The following is a 21,488-nucleotide window of genomic DNA, read 5'->3' on the forward strand; positions in this document are numbered from 1 at the left end:
GGCTCCGGAATCGCCCTGGAAGACCTCGCGGGCATCCGCAGCCGGGTACGGCTCCGCAAGGACCAGCGGACCCCCCCTGCACTCGTGGAGCTTCCGCCAGCTCGCCGGTTTCGTGGAGTACAAGGCGAAGCGGGCCGGGGTGCCGCTGGTGTCCGTCGATCCGGCGTACACCAGCCGGGAATGCTCCCAGTGCCACCACATCGACCGGCGCAACCGCCGGTCACAAGCCACGTTCGCGTGCCGCGCCTGCGGCGTCATGATGCACGCGGAGGACAACGCGTCCCACAACATCGCCCGCAAGGGCGAGAGCGCGTAGACAGCGGGGCGTGAGTCACGCGTCCCAGCCACCTCATAGGGGTGTCTGGACGGAGGAGCCCACCCAGCAGCCAGTTGGACGCTACCTCCAAGCCCGGTCCTTTAGGGCCGGGTCAAGTTGACGAAGACCAGGAGCCGGCCGCGGCGGATGTACAGCTGGCTGAAGTAGACGTCGGCCCCGTGTGCGGAGTCGTTTTGCCCTGCCGGCCGTGGCAGTGGACCGGCGAAGGCCAGTGCGGGCTCCTCGCACCGGCCGCGTTGCGAGGAGCCGCCACCGTGGGCCGCGGCCCGCCGGTGCGGTTCGGGGCTTCAGACGAGGCGGGTCAGCAGGATGCGGCCGCCCTCGTACACGCCGCCGTCGATGGCCATGACCCGGTCGTCGGCGTACCTCAGGACGTCCCGGACGTCCTCGGGTGCCACGCCGAAGTACTTCGTCAGCGTGCTGTGCCCGTGGACGAGTACCTCGCCACCGAGCGTGCCCAGCATGACGGAGACCGGATCGTCGGCCCGTGCGGACCCGGTGCCGCGGAACGCCCCCCGATCGCTCATCCTTTCGCAGAACTCGAGCCACACGTCGGTGTCCGTGCTGTTCAGGGTGGCCGACACGGCGGCGTTGACGTCTGCGACGGTCGCTCCGAACTCCAGGTACCGAACAGTGTCGGAGTGGACGAGCAGGTGGTCGTCGACCAACGCGATCGCCGGCAACCCGGTGATCCAGGCGATGTGCTCCGGCGCGAGCCGGCGGAGATCCTCCTCGCGGCCGCCGAAGCGGGCCCAGCCGCCCCGGAAACCGCCGGGTTCGTCCCACCCCGGGACGGATGCGTTCCCGAAGCGGTGAGCCGCGAGCAACTGGACCTCGTGGTTGCCCAGCAGGGCTGCCACTTCGCCGCCGACGACTGCGGCTTCGGCCGCCAGCCGCCGGACGTCCTCGATGACGCCGATGCCGTCCGGACCCCGGTCGACGTAGTCACCGAGCAGCCACAGTCGGGCACTGCCACCGGACCACCGCCCCCTGCCGTCGACGAGTCCCGCGTCGCGGAGCACCTCTTGGAACTCGGAGCGATGGCCGTGGACGTCGGCCGCCACGTAGAGCGGAGTGTGCGAAGTCGACATGGCGGGGACGCTACCAGCGGACTTGCCGGGCCGGCATGCGAATTGGAGGCCGACCGGTGCCCGATCCGGCGCGCGGGAGGGGAGCCGCCGCCGCAGTCCGGTCTGCGGACCGCCCGCACTCCGTCGGCTGTTCAGAACACCCTCGGCTCCTCCTCGCGCTGGCGCTGGGCCATCATCTCGTCCCACCATTCGTCCTTCTCCGGCTTGCGCCGCGGCTTCCCGTGGTCGTCGCCGCGCGTGCGGAGACTGCGCGGAGTCGGGTACTTACGCTCCATCACGGTCTCGTGGACGATGACCGTCACGACGAAAGCGGCGACGCCCAGGACGAGCAGCGGGATCCAAGCGCCCGACTCGACCAGCCAGTACAGAGCGGCCGCCGTCGCGAGGAGCATGACGACCCGTCCGGGCATCGGCAGCCTCTTGAACAGCCGCACGTACTGCTTCTCCGGCCAGGCGCTCGCCCGGATGAGCGCGCCCAGGAACTCCGTCTCCTCCTCCTGCCGCGAGCTGTACGCCGAACGCCGCTGCGTCGGCCCGCTCACGGCACCCTTGGCGCCTTGCTTCTTCCTGCCGGCCGGGGCCCGCCGGCGTGTTGCTCCGCCGCGTTTCGACGGAGGGTGGTGCGGGTGCGGGGCCACCTGACTGCCTTCCTCGGTCCGTTCAGAGGTCAACGGGCGACGACACCGGTCGCCTTGCGCGTGATCCGGCGGCTGCCGAGCAGCGGGACGGTACCCATGAGGCCCTTCACCTTGACCCGGGCCCGCAGCGTCACCGTCAGCGGCAGTTCCACCGTTGCGGGCGGCAGCGCGACCAGGGCGCGCAGGACCCGGTCCACATGGAGCGGGGTCCCGCCCTGCTGCAGGAAGTCCCACTGGGCGTAGGAGAAGTCACGGCCGGACACCGTCAGCCCGGGCAGGAACACGTCCTCCTCGCGCACCCGCTCGGCGGTCAGCTCGGGACCGACCGGCACCAGCTCCGACTGCAGGGAGAGTCCGCCGCCGTACCGGGTGACGACCCGCACCGGGCGGTCGGCGATCTCACCGTCCGGGCTGAGGTCGAGGACGAACCCGTCGTCCGGCAGGTCCACGGTGAGCCGCACCCAGCTCAGCTCCACGTCCGGGTGCCGGTGGACGGCGCAGCGCAGCGCCAGGTCGACCAGGACCTGCGGCGGAGGGTCGTACTGGACCCAGGCGCCGGGGTCGGCCCGGAACGCCAACCGGCTGCCACGGGCGAGGAGCACGGCCTCGTCCTCCAGCCCGAGCGCCTCGGCCCGCTCCTCGACGGCTTCGGTGTCGATCTCCAGCGGGATGTCCTCCTGCCAGGACTCCACGGGGTTGTCGGTCACGGTTGCTCTCCTTGCGGTGGTGGTCGGGGTACCGGCCGGTGGTGGGCGGTACCGGCGGTTGCGGGACGGCCTGACGTTCCTCGGTCGTGGGTCGGGGCCGCTCAGAGCCAGTCGCCCACCAGGACGAACGCGCCCCAGTGGTAGAGGTGGCGCAGACGCCCCTCGGCGGAGCCGGACGTCTCCGAGGCCGCCTGGCGCAGAGCCTCCGCCGGCGCCCGGCCGGCCGACAGCGCCCGGTGGAAGGCGATGAGCAGCTCCCGCGCGGAGGCGTCGGCCACCCGCCACTGACTGACCAGCACGGACCGGGCACCGGCGAGCAGAAGCGCCCTCGGCAGCCCGACCGGCTCGTCTCCCGTCCGCTGCTCGTTGACACCGGTCTCGCAGCCGCTGAGGACCACGGTGCCCGCCCGGATACGGCGGCCGACCAGGTCGGCGGCGCGCACGGGCCCGTCGGAGAGATGGACGCCCCGGTCGAAACCGCTGCCGGTGGTGGTCAGGCCGTGGCCCGCGACGTGCACCAGACCGTCCGTCTCCAGGGCGTCGAACAGGACCTCCCGGGTGGCCTTCGCACCGGCCGTGGCCGGCACACCGAGCAGCTCGGCCACGGCTGAACCCTCCGCGGCCGCATGGGGCAGATTGTCCTGAGGATCGGCGAGCACCGCGGCGCCGCCGTCCCGGGCCGCCGGTCCGCGCCCCTCCCGGCGCAGGAGTTCGGCGAGGACGGAGGCGCTGGGCACCTGCACCACCGGATTGCGCAGCAGCAGCGGCACACCGTCGACGGGCAGGGTGTGCAGGGGGAGGTCGTGCAGCAGCCCGTGCGGAACGAGCACCACCACGTCGTCGGGTTCCGCCCAGGAGGACAGCGGGCGCACGAGGTCCGCGAATCCGTTCCAGGTGCGCAGCGCCCCCTCGCTCATCGTCCGCACCTCGCCCGAGCGTCGGAAGGTCGATCCGACGAAGCGGAGCAGCCTGGCCGGGTCGACGCCGACCTCGTGCACCCGCGGCGCGTCCCAGTCGTGCCGGAGCCCCAGCACCAGGATGCCGTCGGGGGCGGTGCGGAACTCGGCGACGACGAGCCGCCGACCGGTGCGCTCGTGTTCGGCGGTGAGTGCGGCCTTCATGGCCGGCCAGGTCACCGGCCGGGCTGCCGACGGGATGCCCGCCGGAGCCGAACCCGCCGAACCCGCCCCCGAATCCGAACCCGCCCCCGAATCCGAGGGCGAACCCGGCTCCGACGCGGACGCCGACGCCGACCTGGGACCGGTGTCGCTCGGCAGGTGCCCGGCCGCGGACCCTCCGACTCCGAGTGCCGTCAGGCCGTCCAGCAGGGCCCGGCTCTTGGCCCGCTCCAGCCAGTACAGGGCCGTGGCGGCGTCCTGGCGCCGGTGCCAGTGGAGCTCGAAGGCGAGCCGGTAGACCTCGCCCTTGTCGTGGGCGGCGGCGATGCCGGCCTCCTGGGCCCGGAGGGGTGGCGTCTGCGTGGTCGCGGTGGCACTGCGCAGCCGGTCGGCTTCGTCGGCGGCCCGGGTCAGCAGGAGGTCGGCGCGGGCCCAGTGCTCCGCCCGCTCGGCCTCGATGCGGTCGCCGGCCTCCAGGGCGCAGGTGGCCAGGTGGAAGTGGGAGCGCCACTGGTCACCCGTCATGCCCGCGTTCGCGAACAGCTCCGCGGCCTCGGTGAAGCACGCCTCCGCCGCGGCGTAGCGGTCCGGTTCGCTCCGCGCCCTGCCGATGAGGTACAGGCCCCGGTAGCCGAGGGTGTAGGCGAGGTGGAGCCCCAGGCCGGCCCGCCGGCACAGGCGTTCCGCCTCGGTGAACCAGTGCCCGGCGGCTCCGACGTCCCCGCGGAACAGGGCCGACTGGCCTCGTTGCTGGACGACGGTGGCGAGGACGCCCGAGGCTTCCATGGTCCAGAGGGGTTCCAACAGCGCGATCGCGTCGTCGAAGAGCCGCTCCGACTCGTCGATGCGGTCGGTGGGGGCCGGTCCGCCCGCTGCCTGGGCACCGCGGGCGATCGTCCAGGCGAGCTGGCCGAGGCAGCGGGCCCGCTCCAGGCGGTCGCCCGTGCGTTCGGCGGCCGCCGCGCCCCGGCGCAGGCTCAGCTCGGCCGCCTCCGGATCGTCGGAGGCCAGCAGGTTGGCCAGCGACAGGTGGACCTGCGGCAGGAGCGCGGAGACCCCCGGCCGGGTCTCCAGCTCCTCGGCACAGGACCGCAGGACGGCGATCGCCTCGTCGGTGAGTCCCATGACGGCCAGCACCGAGCTGCGGGTCACCCGCAGACCGACCGGGTCGGACCGGCTGTCCGCTGCCCGGGCAGCCGTCAACTGCTCGGCCTCGCCGAGCAGTCCGTCGCGCATGGCGGCGTCGGCCGTTCCCAACGCCAGCCCGTCCTCGGCGAAGCCGTTCCCCAGACGGGCGGAGACCGCCTCGGCCTGCGCGTGCGCCCGGCTGCGGCCGGCCGCATCACCGCGGTGCACGTGGTGGAGCGCCAGGCTCTGCCAGAGCGACAGCTCCTCGCCGTCGGCGCCGTGCTCGCGGAACTCCTCGGCCGCGAGTTCTGCCAGCTCCACGCCCTCCGCCGCCCCGTGGGCGAGCAGTTGGCGTGCGAGTCCCGCGGCTGCCCGGCCCGAGGCGGCGACGACTCCCGCCCCGGCCAGGTCGGCAGCGACCAGGTCGAGTTCCCGCACCAGGCCGCCGAAGGTGTCGTCGTCCGATGCCTGCCGGGCCCGGTCCGCCTCGGTGCCGGCGAACCAGACCCGCAGCGCCGTCTCCGCCAGCGCCAGACGTGCCTCGGCGGCGCGCAGGGCGTCGCCCTGCGCGAGGGCCTCCGACTGTTCGGCCCGCAGCATGTCCAGGGCCGCGGCATGCTCGGGCGCGGGCCCCTCGGACAGGAAGCGTGCGGCCCGGCGCACCGCCCGCCCGGCCTCCCGGCCCAGTCCCGCGGCCCGGTACGCGGCCGCGGCCTGCTGCCACAGTTCGGCCGTCGAGCCCCGGGTGTCGAGCGGGCCGCCGTCGAGCTGGAACTCCAGGGCCCCGGCCTGCGCGCCGAGGTCCTGCGCCAGCCCGACCACGTCCGGCCGCGCCGTGGTCGCGGCCACGTGCCGGCAGTGGTGGCGCAGGTCGGCGAGGGCGGCAGGACGGTCCGCGGCGGAGGCGTCGAGGACGACGGCGAGGCGGCACCACAGTCCGGCCGGGCCGTCCTCGGCGAATGACGCTGCACAGGCCCGCGCCGCCTCGGCAGCGGCCCGGAAGTCACCGCGCTCGATCCGGCCGCGCACCAGCAGGACGGCGGTCGATTCGTCCGCGGCGCCCGCCGGCCCGACCGGCTCCCCGGGGCCGGGAGGGCATCGACGGGCTGCCCAGCTCTCCAACTCCGGGTAACGCCGCTGGTCAAGCAGCTCCTGCCCGTCCGGCTCGGCTCCTGCGTGCACCGCCCCCACTCTCTGCCGCGCCACCGCGCCCGCCCCTCGGACGAGCACTCCTGGACCGGCACTCCCGCGGGATGAGTACCCGCCCCCAACGCGAACCTACCGGCCGGGAGTTGAGATCGAGGAAGTTGTCAACACTCGCCACCACCGGGCCGCCCGACGCCGTACTGTGGGTTGTTCGGCCACCGCGGGGCCGGCCGGCGGACGCCAGGTACCCCGCAGGAGCGGGCCGGGACCGCCTCCGCCACCGGCCGGCGGCCCGCCAGGGCCGGAGCGAGGACACCGCCGCCTGCCACCTCGGCTTTCAGTGCGTCGTCCGCTGAGCCGGAGGCCGAGTACGTGGTCCCGGGATTCCTTGAAAAGACCGACTGTGCCCGGCACGCCGGGGGAACGCAGAAGGCCTGTACCGTGCACGCGCACGGTACAGGCCTTCTGCTCGACAGCGGCGGGTGGCCGAGATCGTCAGAGCGGGCGAATGTTCTCCGCCTGCGGGCCCTTCTGGCCCTGCGTGACGTCGAACTCGACCTTCTGGCCCTCGAGCAGCTCGCGGAAGCCCTGGGCGTTGATGTTCGAGTAGTGGGCGAACACGTCCGGCCCGCCACCCTCCTGCTCGATGAAGCCGAAGCCCTTTTCCGCGTTGAACCACTTCACAGTGCCATGAGCCATGAAAAAATCTCCTTCAATGGGCAGTCCGAAGCCCGCACCTCGCGAGCTCGGCGTGGCCGCAACCATGACCCGCCCGGAAATGTTCCCGGGAAACAGAAATGCGCCTGCGGTCACAACCAGCAGGCGCACACAAAGTACATGAGAACCACAACTGCAACTGATTCGACTGTAGCAGGGTGCGGGCCGGAACGGGGACGTCCAGCCCCTCGGACTTTTTCGCGCCGGGCACTGCCGTGCCGCATCGGATTGGGCGCATACTGGCAGTGATGCCCAAGACACCCGCGCCACGGCGCCATCTGCCCACCAGCCCCTTCCGCTCCGAGGAGCCGCCGCCGGCGAAACGGTTCACCGTCGGGGACCGCGTCTCGCACGACCAGTACGGCCTCGGCAGAGTCATCGAGGTCGAGAACGACGGGGACGCCGTGGTCGTCGACTTCGGCGAGCGTCGGGTACGGACCTCCGCACCCTTCAGCAAATTGTTCCTGTTGTGACGCGGGGCCGGGCGCGCACCGGCCCCGCCTCCTGTTCCGGCCGCCCGTTCCCGCGGTCGGTGGATCGGCGGGAACGGCGTCGACCGGGCTGATGAATTGTCAGGTGATGCCGGTGTCTTCGGCCGCCGTCGACCGTGCCGAGGACGAACGCAGCGCCCGGTGGGAGGGCGAGCGTGCTCGGGCCGCGCGGTGACGCGATGCGGTGGCGGCCGCAACCCGGACTGCGTACGCCGCCGCGCACGTCGCCCCGGCAGACGCTCGACGTACGGCCGCGACTGCGCTGCGGCGCTTCGGCGCGGAGTCCGGGCTGCGGTTCGACAGCCGTCCGGTAGTGAAGCGTTAGTGCTGCCGCCGACCTTGGGAGCACGCCGTACGGAGCGGCGGGCGACAAGGAGGCGTGATGTTCCGCACGAGGGGTGCCGGCAGGTTCGGTGCAGGGGCGATGCGTGGGGTCGGGGGAGCAGCCGCCGTGGCGGCGATGAGTGCGGTCGTGCTGGCGGCGGCGCCGGCGGCGGTCGCCGCGGGCGGCCGGGGCACGGCCGAGGGGCCGGCCGCGGTGCGGTCGGCGCGCAGCACGAGCGTGTCGCTGTACAACGGCACCGCGGACGTGATCTACCGGAACTACAGCGGGCTGTCGCACGGCGTCTGGGACGACTCCACCCCGCCGGAGTCGATCGGGAACGCGGCGACGGCGTACTGGGGCTCGCACTCCTCCGGCTTCATGACGGGCACCGAGGGCGAGGCGCGCTACCAGCTCGCGAAGGGCGAGGTGGTGATCCACTGGAACAACCCGTACGCCGGCGGCAACTCGTACAGCTGCTCCGTCCCACGCGGCTACACCTGCTCCTGGAGCGGTGGCGGCGGCAACAACGCCTCGGTGGCGTTCACCCTCGGCGGCAGTCCGGCCCTCACCGCGGGTGCCGTCGAGCCGCAGGCCCCGGCCGTGCAGGCAGCGGCGAGGAGTACCCACGTGGCTCTGCAGAACCGCACGACGTCCGTGCTGGAGCGCACGTCCTCCTCCCTGCAGCACGGCACCTGGACCGAGAACATGCTGCCGCCGGACGCGGTGTACCCGATGTCCAACGGTGCCTGGCAGTCGGAGTCGAACGGCTTCATGACCGGGACGGAGGGGCGGGCCGTCTACAACATGTACGGCGTCGGGAACGTCTCGATCTGGTGGGACAACCCGTACTCCGGCAGCAACAAGTACGGCTGCGACGCGCCCCAGGGCTACACCTGCAGCCGTGACGGCGGTGGCGGGGACAACGCGTACGTCGCCTTCACCGTGCGGAAGGGCTGATCCGATGACGCGCCTCCTGCGAACCCTCCCCGGTGCCCGGGCCCTGGCCGCGGCCGCGCTCGCCGCCGTGACGCTCCTCCCGGCGGGCACCGCCGAGGCGGCCGCCGCACCCGCCCCTGCTCCGTCCGTGGCCGCCGTTTCGGTGATCAACGACGGCCAGCACTACGTCCTCGCGCCGCAGCACGCGCCCGACCAGTGGCTGGGCGAGGTGGGCTGGAACAACATCGTCGCCAGGGCCAGCAGGCTCTGGTACGGCAACCAGTACCACCACGCGCTGTGGACCGCCCGGGTCAACGGCGCCGGTGCGGTCGAGCTCCAGAACGTCGACTTCGGCGGCAGCCTCCAGGACGACAACGGGGCCGTCGAGGCGAACTGGGGGCAGGGCGGCACCTGGGACTGGACCGCGGTCGCGGGCCCGGGTGGCACCGTTGCGCTGCGGAACCAGGTCACCGGCCGCTACCTCGCGCTGAACGCGGCGAACGTCGCCGTCATGGCGACGACGGCCTACTTCTGGTACGTCGTCAACGCCCACATGTAGCAACGCCGCCGCTCACGTGCCCCCGATCGCTCCGTGTGACCGGGGGCACGTGAATGGACACGGTCAAGCCAGGGTAGCTCCCCACTGTTCAGCGGACGAACCGTGGGGAGACCGTGTTGCTCGACTTCTGCCTGCTCGGCCCGGTGGAGGCGCACTGCGACGGGACGGGCGTCGACCTCGGGCCGCCGAAACGCCGGACCGTCCTGGCCGTGCTGCTGCTCGCCGACGGCGCCCTGGTCACCACCGACCGGCTGGGCGAAGCGCTCTGGCACGAGCGGCCGCCCACCCATGCCAGGACCGCCGTCCAGGGACACATCTCGCAGCTGCGCCGCCTGCTCCACCCGACCGGCCGCGCGACGATCGTGACGGCCGGCGACGGCTACCTGCTCCGCACCCCCGCCGACCGGGTCGACGTCCGCCGGTTCCACGCCGGCGTCCTGGAGGCCAGGCGCGGCCACCGGAGTGCACCCGCCTCAGCCGTACCCGCGCTGCGCAGCGCGCTACGGCTCTGGCGCGGCCCCGCCCTCGCCGGCCTCGGCCCCACCCCGCTGATCGCCTCACTGGCCGCCGAACTGGAGGACGCCCGGCTGGCCGCCGTAGAGGAACTCGGCCAGGCCCTGACCGCCGCGCACCGCGCCGAGGAGGCTGTCGGACTGCTGCGCGGCCCCGCGCGTCGGCACCCGCTGCGTGAGTCACTGGTCGCACCCCTGCTCGACGCCCTGCTCGCCACCGACCGCCAGGCCGCCGCCATCGAGCTCTACCACGGAACGGCCCGGCTGCTGGCCGAGGAGCTGGGCGTCGATCCCGGCCCCGCGATGACCCGCGCCTACGCCCGCATCCTCGCCGCACCCGACTCCGCGGCCCGCTCCGGCCCCGCAGCGCCCCCCGCATCCGCAACCCCATCCGTCGACGCAGGCGCCGACGCCGAGGCTGCGCCGCCACTCCTGCTGCCCCGCGGGCCGGCCGGGTTCACCGGCCGGGAACGCGAACTCGCCGCCCTGGACGAGGCCTTGGCGGCGGGCAGCGACGCCCCGGTCTGCCTGGTCACCGGGCCGGCCGGCGTCGGCAAGAGCGCCCTCGTCGCCCACTGGGCGCAGCGCGCCGCCCCGGCCTTCCCCGACGGCGTCCTCTACGCCCGGCTCGACGGCTTCGCCGGCACCGTGCCCGCCGCCGACCCCGCCTTCGTCCTCCGGGACTTCCTCGTCGCCCTCGGCGCCCGGCCCGACGACCTCCCGCAGAACGCCGTCGCCGCGGAGAGCCTCTACCGCACGCTGCTCCGCCACCGCCGCACGCTGGTCATCCTCGACGACGCCCTGAGCTACGACCAGGTACGCCCGCTGCTGCCGGACGCCGCCGGCTGCGCCACCGTGGTCACCAGCCGCAACCGGCTGGAGAGCCTGGTCGCCGGCGACTGCGCCCGACCGCTGCTGATCGACCGTCTGGGGCCACGGGAGGGCGCCGAACTGCTCGCCGGCGTGCTCGGCGCGGACCGGGTGGCGGCCGAGCGGGAGGCCGTGGCACACCTCGTCCGGCTCTGCGACGGCCTGCCGCTCGCACTGCGACTGACCGGAGCCAGGCTCGCCGTGCGGCCGCAGCGCCCGCTGCGCGAGGCGGCCGACGAACTCCACGACGAGCAGCAGCGGCTCGCCCTCCTCACCGCCGGCGACATCGACCTCGCCTCGGTCCTGCGGTCGAGCGTCGCGCACCTGCCGCCCGCCGCGGCCGAAGTCCTCGGACTGCTGGCGCACCACATCGGCCCCGACATCGACGTCGGCGCGGCGGCGGCACTGGCGGCTGCCCCGCCGACGGAAACACGGGCGGTGCTGGAGCGGCTGGTCACCGCCAACCTGATCGAGGAACGGGCGCACGGCCGGTACGCCCTGCACGACCTGGTCCGGCTGTACGCCCGCACACTGCGCCCGGCGCCGGGCCCCGAGCGGATCCTGCCGCTGCTGGACCACTACCTGTGCGCCGCCCTGGCCGCCACCGCGGCGGCCGTCCCGGGCAGCCAGCCCTGCTGCGCGCTCCCCGCGGACGTCCGACCGCCGGCGGTGGCGGCGGAGTTCACGGACCGCGCCGGGGCGATGGCCTGGTACGCGGGGGAGCGGGGCACGCTGGTCGCCGCCGTGGCCGCGGCGGCCGACGCGGGCCACCACGACCGGGCCTGGCGCCTTGCCGCACTGCTGTGGCCGCTGGTGGTGCAGCAGCCGGAGGCGCAGTGGGACGGTCCGCTGGGGCGCGCGCTCGCCTCCGCGGCCGAACTCGCGGACGCCGACGCGGAGTCACGGGTGCGGACGCTCCTCGGCTGGGTCCTGACGCAGCAGGGCCGGCACGAGGAGGCGGCCCGCCACCTCGAGTCCGCGCCCGACCTCGCCCGGCGGGCCGGCGACATCGAGGGCGAGGCCATCGCCACCGCCAACCTGGCCCAGCTCCACGACCGGCTCGGCCGCCCCGCGAGCGCCGGCCACGGCTACGAGCGGGCGCACCTGCTCGCACGCGACGCCGGCAGCCCGCAGACACAGATGCTCACCACCTACCACCTGGCCCGCCACCACCTGGACAGCGGCCGCCCCGCCCGGGCACTCGCACTCGCCCGGGACGGCCTGGGACTCGCCCCCGCGGGCCAGGTGTCCGCCCGCCGTGCCATGCTCACCGACCTCTGCGGACAGGCCCTGCTGACACTGAACCGGCACGGCGAGGCCGTCGAGCACTTCACCCGTGCGGCCCTGCTCGCCGAACAGGACGGATTCACCGCCGACGCGGCCGAGTACCACGGGCGCGCGGCGCAGGCGGGTGCCGTGGGGCGTACCTGACGCCTGGTCGGAAGGGGGCCACCGTCAACTGTGGCACCGGCCGAGGTGGTCGTCCGCGCGGGTGAGGGACGAGGTGAGAACACAGAGGCCCCGTCCGGCCGTCTGGACCGGGCGGGACCTCGTCATTCACTCCCGAGCCGACTCGGGAACACCTGCCGTCGGGGGACGGGGTGTCGGGGTGGTCAGGCCTTGCGGGCCTCGGCCGGGGTGGCGGTGCGGTTCTTGCGCTGGGCCGCGCGGGCGAGCCGGTGCTGCTCGGCCTGGCGAAGCCGCTCGTTCATCGTCGCGCGTGCCGCATCGAGCTGGTAGCCCATGGTGGTCTCCCCCTTGGTGGGCGGCTGTGGGCATCACCGTGACGCCGGTCCTGTGAGGCCGCCCTCGCATCTCAGATTCTACACCCATACGAGCATGATGGTCGCCATTTAGTTGGCAACAGCTTTCCCATGCCTTCCAATCGAAGGTCAATCGGAGTGATGGCCTTGCTGGCAGGGTGAGCAGCTCCGTCCGCCACCGGTCGCTGCGCGGTGATCGGACGGCCCGCCAGGTCCACGGCTGCGCCTTGGGCGACCTTCGGCCGGCCGCCGCGACGGAAGTCGACTTCCGGGGCGTCATGTCGAAAGTGCCTGGTGAGGATGGTGGAGAGTCCATCGGTGATCCAGAATGACTGGATGGTCACGCTCGAGACTCCCCGTTTGATCCTGCGTCGCTGGCGCGAGGACGACGTTGCGCCCATGGCCGCCATCCATGCCGATCCCGAGGTCATGCGGTGGATCCGGGACGGCAGCGTCCGTGACGAACGGCATACTCGTGACGGGGTCCGGGCGTGGGAGAGCGAGTGGGAGTCGAAGGGCTTCGGCCTGTTCGCCGTGGAGATCCGGTCCACTGGCGAGCTGGCCGGGTTCACCGGCCTTTCGGTGCCCGACTTCCTGCCGGAGGTACTGCCGGCGGTCGAGGTCGGCTGGCGGCTGGGGCGTTCCCACTGGGGTCGGGGCCTGGCCACCGAGGCCGCTACGGCCGCTGTGCGCTTCGGCTTCGAAGAGCGAGGGCTGGAGCGGATCGTCAGCATCGCTCAAGTGGGCAACGACGCCTCAGAACGGATCATGACCAAGCTGGGGATGCATCCGGCCCGTGAGACCGTCAATCCCGCCTGCGGTCGGCGAGTGCGGGTGTTCGAGTTGTCGTCGGAGCAGTACGCCACGGCCACTCGTTGACGGCGGCTACGAGGACGGCAGCCCCGTGGCGGACCCTGGCCGCACCCAGGTCGATCCGCGCGGCCCGCCCGGACGGCGCCCCGGCAGGAAGACCAAAGACGTCCGCGATCTCGGCGCCGTTGCCCAGGATGATGACGGTCCGTTCGGCCCGCCCATGGCCGCTGTCCGTCGTCGCACCACGGGCGTGACTCCAGCCGTCCTGCAGCCTCGCGCGCGGGAAGGCCGCCGCATCCGGTCATCGGGCGAGCCGGCGCCGGTCGGCACGGGGGCGGTGGGCGCGGTGGTCGTGGCTCCGGCGTCGGGTCAGGCCGTGGATGCGGGGCCCGGTGGCAGGTGGACGGTCATGATCAGGGTGCAGGGGCCGGTGCCCGCGCCGCGGTAGGTGTGGGCGGTGTCGCCGTCGAAGGTGGCGGTCTGTCCCTCTTCGACGGTGTGCTCGGTGCCGTCGACGACCAGGGTCATCCGGCCGCCGGTGACGCTGACCGTCTCCACGACGCCCGCCTGGTGGGGGTGGCTGGGGTACTCCTCGCCCGGTTCCAGGCGCCAGCGCCACACCTCGACCGGAGCCGGACCCGAGGTCGTCAGGACGAGCCGGGCCTCACCGCCGTGCTCGCCCGTCCACAGCGGGGCGACGTCGTCGGCGGAGACGATGCGCACCCTGCCCTCGGACGGCCCCTGCATCAGGGCCGACACCGAGACGCCGAGAGTGTCGGCGAGGCGGACGAGGGTGGCCAGGTTCGGGTTGCCCTGGGCCTTCTCGAGTGCGACCAGGGCGCCCTTGCTGACCTGGGCCCGCCGGCCGAGCTCGTCCAGCGACAGACCCGCCCGCGTGCGGGCCGCCCGGACGTTGTACGCCACCGTCCGCAGGGCCGCGGCTGCCTCCGCCACCTGGTCACCATCCCCTCGTAGGTCCCCGCGCGAGGTCAATGGAATGCACCGTGCGGTCATTCCATTGGACCAGATCGGTCGATCCGATGTACGTTTCAGTCGTTCCAATGACATCGTAGGGGAAGAACCGTGCTCGCTCTGCTCCTCGCCCTCGGCAGTTCCCTCGCCTACGGCTGCGCCGACTTCCTGGGCGGCCTCGGCTCCCGCAAGGCCCACGTCCTGCGCACCGTGCTGATCGCGGCACCCGCCTCCCTCGCCGTCGAACTGCTGCTCTGGCCGGTGCTGGGTGCCACGTTCAGCCCCGGCGCCATCGGCTGGGGGGCCGCCTCCGGCGTCGCCTCGGCCGCCGCCTTCGCCCTGCTCTACCGCACCCTGGCGATCGGCCCCATGAACGTGCTGTCTCCGGTGACCGCGCTGGTGTCCGCCGCGCTGCCCGTCGCGGTCGGCCTGCTGCAGGGCGAGCAGCTGACCGCAGCCGGACTCGCCGGCCTGCCGCTCGCCCTGCCGGCGGTGGTGCTGGTCAGCGCCGGACCCGGCACCGGATCGGCCCGACCCTCCCGAGCCGCGCTGCTGCTGGCCTTCGGCGCCGGCGCCGCCATCGCCCTGCAGCTGGTCTTCCTGCACCAGGCGCCGAACGACAGCGGCGTCGCCCCGCTGATCGTGGGACGCGCGGTCTCCTCGGCGGTCGCCCTGGCCGCGGCGGGCCTGCTGCGCCGCCGGCTGGGCTCCGAGCGGCCCGCGTACGCGATGTCCGCGGGCGCGGGAGTGCTGGACTCCGTGGCGAACCTGCTGTTCCTGCTCGCCGTCCGCAGCGGGGACCTCACCGTCGTCGCCGTGATCACCGCCCTGTACCCGGCCGGGACGGTCCTCCTGGCCCGCGCCGTGCTCGGCGAACGCATCCACCGCGGCCAGCTCGCCGGCCTGGGCGTCGCCGCCCTCGCCGTCAGCCTGCTCGCCCTCGCCTGAGGAGGGAGTCTCGCCTGAGGCGGGAAGGCCGCCGAACGCCGCCGCGACGACTCCGGCGCGTCCACCGTGCGCCCGCCGGTGCCGGGCGCGGGCGCACACCGGCCACAGGCCCGCCTGCCTTTGCGGCACGCCGAGGACGGGGGGACGCTGGACGGGCGGACGGCCGCCGTCCGCCGAGTCGAGGAGGCCGTACGTGACGTTCATTCAGATCATCGAGTACAAGACGAGTCGGATCGACGAATTCAACGCCCTGCTGGACAGCTGGGTGGAGAAGAACGAGGGCAACCGCGTGGCCACCAGAGCCCTGCAGACCCGGGACCGCGACGCCGACAACACGTACCTGAACATCGTGGAGTTCCCCTCCTACGAGCAGGCCATGGAGAACTCCCGGCGCCCGGAGACCGCCGAGTTCGCGTCCCAGGCCGCGGCGCTGTGCGACGGACCTCCGGTGTTCCGCAACCTCGAGGTGATGAACGAGCGGGGCTTCGAGGGCTGAACCGGCTCGAGGCCGGGCAGCCCGGCCCGTCGTGCGGGACGGCCACCGCACAGGTGCGGCGGCCGTCCCGACCCGCGCTCGCCGACCCATGGCCCCGACCTGGGAAGCGGCCGACGTCCCCGGCAGGTCCCCCTCCGCCGAGCTCCGTACCTCCACGATCCGCGCCTGGGACGGTGGGTCGGTCGACGGCGCCCGTAGCCGGTTCCGACCCGGGGCGGACGGCTGGTCCGGGCGGGTGGGGGTCGGGGTGGTCCTGGCGCGGTGTCGGAGGCATGGCGGGCGGCCGTAGCAGGCTGGTCATGCGGAGGCAGGCAGGAGAGAGCGTGTGAGCGTGCGCAGCCGACGGGGCGCCCGGGACACCGGGGCCGTGGACGGAACCACGGGCAAGGAGCGTTCGGGCGGTGACGCCGGTGTGCTGGGGACGGCGCTCGGCGTGGTGCTGGCGTTCTCGCTCGCGCAGGGGTCCTGGCAGTGGTTCTCCACCTACCTCGGGGTGACGCTGCTCGCCGTGGTCTTCTCCTTCGGCCGGGTGCCTGAGCGGACGTCGGGCCGGCCGGCCGCCTACGGCTGGAGCCTGGCCGCGTACTCGATGGTGATCGGGCTCTGCGTCGCTCTGGCGCTCGCCCCCGCGCTGCAGCGCTGGGACTGGCTCTTCCCCATGCCGCAGACCCGGCAGACCTGCGTCGACTCCGGCCGCTACCAGAGCCTGCAGACCGAGGCCGCGCTCGGCGACCTCGCCGGCCGGGACGCCGACGCGCTCGCCCACGCACAGCAGAAGCAGAGTCAGGAGGCCGTCGACGACTGCCTCGCGGCGACGACGACCCGCTGGCTGCCGGCCTACGCCCTGGGAACGGCGCTGCTGGTCGGCGCGGCCTCGTGGTGGTGGGGAGGACGGGCCCGGACGCGCAGGGCGGCGCCCGAGGCCGCGTGAACGGGCATCCCGTGAGACAAGCGACCACGTGAAGGACCACCGGAGGGAACGGAGCACGCCATGACCGCTGACGGCACGACCGCGCGCACCCGGCAGGCCCGCTTCGAGCGGGGCATGGAGGTGCTCTCGCGGATCGACGGCGAGGCCGGCGAGAGGGTGGTGGCCGCGCTCTCGGACGTCTCCCCGGAGATGGCCCACCAGATCGCGGCCTGGGGATTCGGCGAGATCTACTCCCGCCCGGCACTGCCGCCCCGCGACCGCCAACTCGTCACCCTCGGCATGCTCACCGCTCTCGGCGGCTGCGAGCCCCAGGTCGAGGTGCACGTCCACGCCGCCCTCAACGTCGGCCTGACACCCCAGCAGATCGTCGAGGCCCTGCTCCACGCGGCCGCCTACTGCGGGTTCCCGAAGGCGATCAACGCCACCCTCGCCGCGAAACGGGTCTTCGCCGAGCGCGGCCTGCTGCCCGTTCACGGCGCCTGACAGGCGGCGCCGTCCGCTCGCCGCCCGCCGGGCCGGGGGTCACTTCGGCGGTGCGGTGCTCAGGGCCGACCAGGGGCCCTGACCGAGGAAGTCGATCCGGCCGGTCCCGTCGAGGCGAACGGTGAAGACGCTGCCCTTCCAGCCGAGGGCACCCGTGCCGGGGCGGCCCGCGGCGTGGGCGGCGAACAGGCCGGCCAGGTCCGCGGGGGTGGCATCGGCTGGCCAGTTGTCGGGGGAGAGCAGATGGACGGCGGCACCGGCGGCGAGGTGCAGCGTCCGGGCGCCGGCGCCCCCTGCGCCCTCCACCACGGGGTCGAGCCCGTCGGGGCTGCAGGTCACCTTGGTGTCCGAGACGGCGAGGTCGGCGCCGCCGTCCGCGGTCTTCGCGGCCGAGGACACGAACACCCACGCCGCGCCGGCCGGCGCACCGCACGCGGCGGCCGCACTCGCAGACGGAGAACCGGACGCGGGGCCGGGAGCGTTGGCGGGCGCGGGGCCGGACGGAGCGGTGGGCGTCACCGCGGACGCACCCGCCGTCGGGCCTGCCGCCGAGGCGCTCGCCCCGGCGGCGACAGGGTCGGGCGAGTCGCAGGCCGCGAGCGCGAACAGGGCCGAGGCGGCCGCTGCGGCGAGCAGCGAGGCGCGGCGCACGGATACGAAGTCGTTCATGGATCCCCCTGAGAAGAACTGTGCCGAGTCGGCACTTCTCAAGACGCCCCGACCTGCCGTCAGGTCGCACGCGATCCCCGGCCCGCGGTACGCGTGGTCCCCGTTTGAGGTCGTCGGCCAGGGCCTTCAACTCGTCCAGTGCGACGTCTTCGTCCTCGAACGGATCTCCGAGCACCTGCGATCGGCTGAGAGGACGGCCGACGTGGTGGAGGGACTGGAGCCAGGGCCCGGCGGAGCTGTTGGTGACCGGGCTTCGCCGGTCCACCGGACGGGGTGGACCGCGCCAGTCACCGGCTGGATGCCGAAGACTCGCCAGAAGTCGGGGTTTGGGTCGTCCCGGACGCTCGCGAGCCCGTGGAACTCCCGGCCGGCGGACGCCCGTAGCTGCGGAGAACTGCGATGGCCCTACTCGCCGCCCCCGGCAGCCCACGGGCGGCGTGCGTAGCCGGGCCCCCGGGCGAGATCCGGCCAACTTCCTTGTGCTGCCGGGGTGGTGGGGAGACCGAGGTGGCGTGTCGACCGCTGCCGGTTCTCTTGACAACCGGCACTCAACGGGCCGAGGCTCTCCACTGCTCAGTTCCGTTGGATTCAGTGTCTTTGTGTGCTGATTGCGTCCCGGAGGCCGTGCATGACCACGATCCCGCACAAGATCCGACAGAGGGCCGTCGGCTTGGCCACCACCCTGGCCGTGCTGTGCGGCGGCGGCACGCTGGGTGCCGCCGCGCTGGTCGGCCTGGAGGTGGCGACCGCCGCCCCGGCCGCCGCGCTGCAGAACTCCCAGGCCGTCACCCCGCAGATGGGGTTCAACAACTGGAACTCCACGCACTGCCGGGCCGAGTTCAACGAGGCGATGGTGAAGGGCATCGCGGACATCTTCGTCACCAAGGGACTGAAGGATGCCGGCTACAGCTACGTCAACCTCGACGACTGCTGGGCGATGCCGACCCGCGACGCCGCCGGCAACCTCGTGCCGGACCCGGTGCGCTTCCCGAACGGCATCAAGGCGGTCGCCGACTACGTGCACGCCAAGGGGCTGAAGTTCGGCCTGTACTCCAGCGCCGGCACCAGGACCTGCGACGGGCTCGGCTTCCCCGGGGGCCTCGGCCACGAGCAGCAGGACGCCAACCTCTGGGCGTCCTGGGGCGTCGACTACCTGAAGTACGACAACTGCAACAACCAGGGCGTCGACGCCAGGCAGCGGTACAAGGCGATGGGCGACGCCCTGCGGGCCACCGGCCGCCCCATCCTCTACAGCATCTGCGAGTGGGGCAGCAGCCAGCCGTGGACCTGGGCCCAGGAGACCGGCAACTCCTGGCGGACCACCGGCGACATCTCCGACTCCTGGTCGAGCATGATCTCCATCGCGCACGAGAACCAGGCCCTCGCCCCCTACGCCGGCCCGAACGCCTGGAACGACCCGGACATGCTGGAGGTCGGCAACGGCGGGATGACGGACACCGAGTACCGCACCCACTTCAGCCTCTGGGCGGAGATGGCCGCGCCGCTGCTGATCGGCTCCGACCTGCGCACCGCGAGCGCCGCGACGATGGCCGTCCTCACCAACGGTGATGTGATCGCCGTCGACCAGGACCCGCTCGGCCGGCAGGGCGCCGTGATCTCCTCCGGTGACGGACTGGTCGTCATGAGCAAGCCGCTCGCCGACGGCGGCCGCGCCGTCACCCTGACCAACGAGACCGCCGTCACCAGGACGGTCGCCACGACCGCCGCGGCCGCCGGCATCGGCGGCGCCGGCTCTTACACCCTGAAGGACCTGTGGTCGAAGCAGACGACCACCACGACCGGTGGGATCAGTGCCTCCGTCCCCCCGCACGGCACGGTGATGTTCCGGGTGACGCCGAGCGCTCCGACCGCGCTGCCCACCGGTCTCCACTGGCTCGGCGACCTGGCCTGGTCCGGCACCGGCACCGGTACGGGCACGCCCGCCAACGGCTGGGGCCCGGTCGAGCGGAACCACAGCAACGGCGAGAGCGCGGCCGGTGACGGACGGACCCTCACCATCGGCGGCACGACCTATGCCAAGGGCCTCGGCACCCACGCCGGCTCGGACGTCCGCTACCACCTCGGCGGCACCTGCACCGGTCTGGTGGTCGACGTCGGCATCGACGACGAGGTCGGCACCAAGGGTTCGGCGGTCTTCCAGGTCTACCGAGACAACACCCTGGTGGCCGACAGCGGCGTCCGCCGCGGTACCGACCCCGCCCTGCGCCTGACCGCGGACCTCACCGGCGGCAGCGACCTGCGGCTGGTCGTCACCGACGCCGGCGACGGCAAGGACTACGACCACGCGGACTGGGCGGGGGCCCGCATCGGCTGCGGAACGGCGCCGTCGGCGGGCACCCACGCCCTGAGCGACCTGTCGTGGACGGCCTCGCTCAACGGCTGGGGCCCGGTCGAGCGCGACCGCAGCAACGGCGAGAGCGCGGCCGGTGACGGACGGACCCTCACCATCGGCGGCACGACCTATGCCAAGGGCCTCGGCGCCCACGCCCCCTCGACCGTCACCTACTACCTCGGCGGTCGGTGCACCGCACTGAGCACCGACGCCGGCGTGGACGACGAGGTCGGCTCCAACGGCTCGGTCACCTTCCAGGTCCTTGCGGACGGGGTGAAGGTCGCCGAGAGCGGGACGGTCACCGGCGCCGGGGGCGCCGTCCACCTCGACGCCCCGCTCACCGGTGCCTTCGAGCTGACCCTGCAGGTCGGGCCGGCCGACGGCGGCAACACCTACGACCACGCGGACTGGGCCGCACCGCAGCTGACCTGCGCCTGACCCGGCGCCCGGCCGGTCCCGTCGTCCGCGGCGGGACCGGCTCCGGCATGCCCGAGGGAAGGCGCGCCGTGGGACGGCGCGTCCTGGAGTCGGCCGACGGACCGGCCCTGCTGATGTGCGTGGCATCCCCACTCGGGTGTCGGCGGCGGCCGCGCACCCCCGGAACATCCGGACAACCCGCCGCCACGCCATTGGCCGCGTGAGGGGCGGTCAGGCCGGCTGCCACAGCTCGATCCGGCGGCCCTCCGGGTCGGTGACCCAGCCGAACCGGCCGACCCCCTCCATCTCCTGCGTCTCCTCGGACACGTCCGCGCCCTTGGCCCGCAGTTGCGCGAGCATCGCATCCAGGTCGCGGACACGGAAGTTGAGCATGGTCTGCTGGGTACGGGACCCGAAGTAGTCGGTCCCGGACTCGAACGCCGCGAAGACCGTCGGCCCGGCCTCCTGGCTCCACAGGCCGTGCTCGTCCGCGTCCAGCCCCAGGCAGTCGCGGTACCACGCACTCATGGCCGCCGGGTCGGCGGCCCGCAGGAAGTACCCGCCGATTCCAAGCACATGTTCCATGCCGCCATCCTGCCAGGACGGCGATCGGGAGTCTCCGCAACGCACCATGACACGCTCCCGGCGGTCGGTGCCGCGGGGCGGTCCGACATGGCTGCGGGCGGCACGGGCTTTTCCGTGGAGGCGGCCGCCCCGCCGAACGGGCATACCGTCCTCCGGGCCCGCAGCGGCCGGCGATACGGAACATCTGCCGCGCTGCACTCGGCGCCGTCGATCGGGCGTACCGCGACGGGTCGGGGTGGCCGTGGTGGATCAAGGACTGCTGGCGGATCAGCGGCGCGCTCTGATCCTCCACGCCGTCCGCCGCGACGGAGCGGTACGCGTCTCGGACCTGGCCAGTCGCGGGGTACCGGACATGACCGTCCGCCGCGACCTCGACGCGCCGGAGCGCCGCGGCACGGTGGAGAAGGTCCACGGTGGGCCGTGGCCACGGCAGGGAGCGGTGAGGACCCCGGCTTCGACGCCGGGTCCACCCTGGAGTCCGCG

At 73.5% G+C, this 21,488-nt stretch carries 19 protein-coding genes and 3 pseudogenes; 13 read left to right on the forward strand and 9 right to left on the reverse strand.

What is annotated here, in order from left to right:
- Nucleotides 1-148: 148 nt before the first annotated feature.
- A complete protein-coding gene (locus KSNIM_RS36390; RefSeq protein ID WP_263108242.1) occupies nucleotides 149-316 on the forward strand; it encodes a transposase in 168 nt (55 codons plus the stop codon).
- Between the two features lie 308 nt (nucleotides 317-624).
- Here KSNIM_RS36390 and KSNIM_RS36395 read toward each other — a convergent pair whose 3' ends face one another.
- The 5 genes from KSNIM_RS36395 to KSNIM_RS36415 all read right to left on the reverse strand — a co-directional run bounded on the left by KSNIM_RS36395 (nucleotide 625) and on the right by KSNIM_RS36415 (nucleotide 6,864).
- On the reverse strand, nucleotides 625-1,428 hold the full coding sequence (locus KSNIM_RS36395) for a metallophosphoesterase (protein ID WP_263107458.1): 804 nt from the start codon (nucleotides 1,426-1,428) through the stop codon (nucleotides 625-627).
- Nucleotides 1,429-1,559: 131 nt separating this feature from the next.
- Nucleotides 1,560-1,970: a hypothetical protein gene (locus tag KSNIM_RS36400; protein WP_263107459.1), complete on the reverse strand. Its 411-nt coding sequence runs from the start codon at nucleotides 1,968-1,970 to the stop codon at nucleotides 1,560-1,562.
- Between the two features lie 125 nt (nucleotides 1,971-2,095).
- Nucleotides 2,096-2,773 carry a hypothetical protein gene (locus KSNIM_RS36405; protein WP_263107460.1) on the reverse strand — a complete coding sequence of 226 codons (678 nt, stop codon included), beginning with the start codon at nucleotides 2,771-2,773 and terminating at the stop codon, nucleotides 2,096-2,098.
- Between the two features lie 101 nt (nucleotides 2,774-2,874).
- Nucleotides 2,875-6,201 (reverse strand): CHAT domain-containing protein, encoded by a 3,327-nt coding sequence (locus KSNIM_RS36410; protein ID WP_263107461.1) that lies wholly within the window; start codon nucleotides 6,199-6,201, stop codon nucleotides 2,875-2,877.
- 459 nt (nucleotides 6,202-6,660) lie between these two features.
- On the reverse strand, nucleotides 6,661-6,864 hold the full coding sequence (locus tag KSNIM_RS36415; protein WP_111500751.1) for a cold-shock protein: 204 nt from the start codon (nucleotides 6,862-6,864) through the stop codon (nucleotides 6,661-6,663).
- 266 nt (nucleotides 6,865-7,130) lie between these two features.
- Here KSNIM_RS36415 and KSNIM_RS36420 point away from each other — a divergent pair, with 266 nt between their 5' ends.
- The 4 genes from KSNIM_RS36420 to KSNIM_RS36435 all read left to right on the forward strand — a co-directional run bounded on the left by KSNIM_RS36420 (nucleotide 7,131) and on the right by KSNIM_RS36435 (nucleotide 12,006).
- The gene (locus KSNIM_RS36420; RefSeq protein ID WP_263107462.1) at nucleotides 7,131-7,355 is read left to right on the forward strand and encodes a hypothetical protein; all 225 of its coding nucleotides are present in this window, start codon (nucleotides 7,131-7,133) and stop codon (nucleotides 7,353-7,355) included.
- A gap of 469 nt (nucleotides 7,356-7,824) precedes the next feature.
- Nucleotides 7,825-8,655 (forward strand): Crystal protein ET79, encoded by an 831-nt coding sequence (locus KSNIM_RS36425; RefSeq protein ID WP_263107463.1) that lies wholly within the window; start codon nucleotides 7,825-7,827, stop codon nucleotides 8,653-8,655.
- 4 nt (nucleotides 8,656-8,659) lie between these two features.
- The gene (locus tag KSNIM_RS36430) at nucleotides 8,660-9,193 is read left to right on the forward strand and encodes a hypothetical protein (protein ID WP_263107464.1); all 534 of its coding nucleotides are present in this window, start codon (nucleotides 8,660-8,662) and stop codon (nucleotides 9,191-9,193) included.
- A 113-nt stretch (nucleotides 9,194-9,306) separates the two neighbouring features.
- Nucleotides 9,307-12,006 carry an AfsR/SARP family transcriptional regulator gene (locus tag KSNIM_RS36435; protein ID WP_263107465.1) on the forward strand — a complete coding sequence of 900 codons (2,700 nt, stop codon included), beginning with the start codon at nucleotides 9,307-9,309 and terminating at the stop codon, nucleotides 12,004-12,006.
- A gap of 182 nt (nucleotides 12,007-12,188) precedes the next feature.
- Here the strand turns inward: KSNIM_RS36435 and KSNIM_RS36440 are convergent, their stop codons facing one another.
- Nucleotides 12,189-12,320, reverse strand: coding sequence for a hypothetical protein (locus KSNIM_RS36440; RefSeq protein WP_263107466.1), 132 nt, complete (start codon nucleotides 12,318-12,320; stop codon nucleotides 12,189-12,191).
- A gap of 354 nt (nucleotides 12,321-12,674) precedes the next feature.
- Between KSNIM_RS36440 and KSNIM_RS36445 the strand changes: the two genes are divergently transcribed.
- Nucleotides 12,675-13,217, forward strand: coding sequence for a GNAT family N-acetyltransferase (locus KSNIM_RS36445; RefSeq protein ID WP_263108243.1), 543 nt, complete (start codon nucleotides 12,675-12,677; stop codon nucleotides 13,215-13,217).
- A 303-nt stretch (nucleotides 13,218-13,520) separates the two neighbouring features.
- Here the strand turns inward: KSNIM_RS36445 and KSNIM_RS36450 are convergent, their stop codons facing one another.
- Nucleotides 13,521-14,105, reverse strand: a complete 585-nt coding sequence (locus tag KSNIM_RS36450) for a helix-turn-helix domain-containing protein (protein WP_263107467.1) — start codon at nucleotides 14,103-14,105, stop codon at nucleotides 13,521-13,523.
- 129 nt (nucleotides 14,106-14,234) lie between these two features.
- Here KSNIM_RS36450 and KSNIM_RS36455 point away from each other — a divergent pair, with 129 nt between their 5' ends.
- The 4 genes from KSNIM_RS36455 to KSNIM_RS36470 all read left to right on the forward strand — a co-directional run bounded on the left by KSNIM_RS36455 (nucleotide 14,235) and on the right by KSNIM_RS36470 (nucleotide 16,981).
- The gene (locus KSNIM_RS36455) at nucleotides 14,235-15,071 is read left to right on the forward strand and encodes an EamA family transporter (protein WP_263107468.1); all 837 of its coding nucleotides are present in this window, start codon (nucleotides 14,235-14,237) and stop codon (nucleotides 15,069-15,071) included.
- Nucleotides 15,072-15,264: 193 nt separating this feature from the next.
- Nucleotides 15,265-15,567, forward strand: coding sequence for a hypothetical protein (locus KSNIM_RS36460; RefSeq protein WP_263107469.1), 303 nt, complete (start codon nucleotides 15,265-15,267; stop codon nucleotides 15,565-15,567).
- Between the two features lie 367 nt (nucleotides 15,568-15,934).
- A complete protein-coding gene (locus KSNIM_RS36465; protein WP_263107470.1) occupies nucleotides 15,935-16,498 on the forward strand; it encodes a hypothetical protein in 564 nt (187 codons plus the stop codon).
- 60 nt (nucleotides 16,499-16,558) lie between these two features.
- Entirely contained in the window at nucleotides 16,559-16,981 is a 423-nt protein-coding gene (locus tag KSNIM_RS36470; protein ID WP_263107471.1) for a carboxymuconolactone decarboxylase family protein, read from the forward strand.
- Between the two features lie 39 nt (nucleotides 16,982-17,020).
- Here the strand turns inward: KSNIM_RS36470 and KSNIM_RS36475 are convergent, their stop codons facing one another.
- Entirely contained in the window at nucleotides 17,021-17,650 is a 630-nt protein-coding gene (locus KSNIM_RS36475; protein WP_263107472.1) for a hypothetical protein, read from the reverse strand.
- 628 nt (nucleotides 17,651-18,278) lie between these two features.
- Here KSNIM_RS36475 and KSNIM_RS36480 point away from each other — a divergent pair.
- Both KSNIM_RS36480 and KSNIM_RS39545 read left to right on the forward strand, forming a co-directional pair.
- Nucleotides 18,279-19,985, forward strand: a pseudogene (locus KSNIM_RS36480) (NPCBM/NEW2 domain-containing protein); the annotation flags it as partial.
- 33 nt (nucleotides 19,986-20,018) lie between these two features.
- Nucleotides 20,019-20,441 (forward strand): annotated as a pseudogene (locus KSNIM_RS39545) (NPCBM/NEW2 domain-containing protein); the annotation flags it as partial.
- Between the two features lie 210 nt (nucleotides 20,442-20,651).
- Here KSNIM_RS39545 and KSNIM_RS36490 read toward each other — a convergent pair.
- Nucleotides 20,652-21,005: a VOC family protein gene (locus KSNIM_RS36490; protein WP_263107473.1), complete on the reverse strand. Its 354-nt coding sequence runs from the start codon at nucleotides 21,003-21,005 to the stop codon at nucleotides 20,652-20,654.
- A gap of 46 nt (nucleotides 21,006-21,051) precedes the next feature.
- Between KSNIM_RS36490 and KSNIM_RS39550 the strand changes: the two are divergent.
- Nucleotides 21,052-21,363 (forward strand): annotated as a pseudogene (locus KSNIM_RS39550) (hypothetical protein); the annotation flags it as partial.
- Nucleotides 21,364-21,488: the final 125 nt, after the last annotated feature.

The sequence above is a fragment of the Kitasatospora sp. DSM 101779 genome (assembly GCF_025655475.1).
In the GTDB taxonomy this organism is placed as follows: domain Bacteria; phylum Actinomycetota; class Actinomycetes; order Streptomycetales; family Streptomycetaceae; genus Kitasatospora.

Bases quoted from the DNA above. Each gene is read 5' to 3' on its own strand.
- KSNIM_RS36430 (WP_263107464.1), top strand. From the start codon at position 8,660: ATGACGCGCCTCCTGCGAACCCTCCCCGGTGCCCGGGCCCTGGCCGCG.
- KSNIM_RS36415 (WP_111500751.1), bottom strand. From the start codon at position 6,864: ATGGCTCATGGCACTGTGAAGTGGTTCAACGCGGAAAAGGGCTTCGGC.
- KSNIM_RS36440 (WP_263107466.1), bottom strand. From the start codon at position 12,320: ATGGGCTACCAGCTCGATGCGGCACGCGCGACGATGAACGAGCGGCTT.
- KSNIM_RS36490 (WP_263107473.1), bottom strand. From the start codon at position 21,005: ATGGAACATGTGCTTGGAATCGGCGGGTACTTCCTGCGGGCCGCCGAC.
- KSNIM_RS36470 (WP_263107471.1), top strand. From the start codon at position 16,559: ATGACCGCTGACGGCACGACCGCGCGCACCCGGCAGGCCCGCTTCGAG.
- KSNIM_RS36395 (WP_263107458.1), bottom strand. From the start codon at position 1,428: ATGTCGACTTCGCACACTCCGCTCTACGTGGCGGCCGACGTCCACGGC.
- KSNIM_RS36445 (WP_263108243.1), top strand. From the start codon at position 12,675: ATGGTCACGCTCGAGACTCCCCGTTTGATCCTGCGTCGCTGGCGCGAG.
- KSNIM_RS36475 (WP_263107472.1), bottom strand. From the start codon at position 17,650: ATGAACGACTTCGTATCCGTGCGCCGCGCCTCGCTGCTCGCCGCAGCG.
- KSNIM_RS36420 (WP_263107462.1), top strand. From the start codon at position 7,131: ATGCCCAAGACACCCGCGCCACGGCGCCATCTGCCCACCAGCCCCTTC.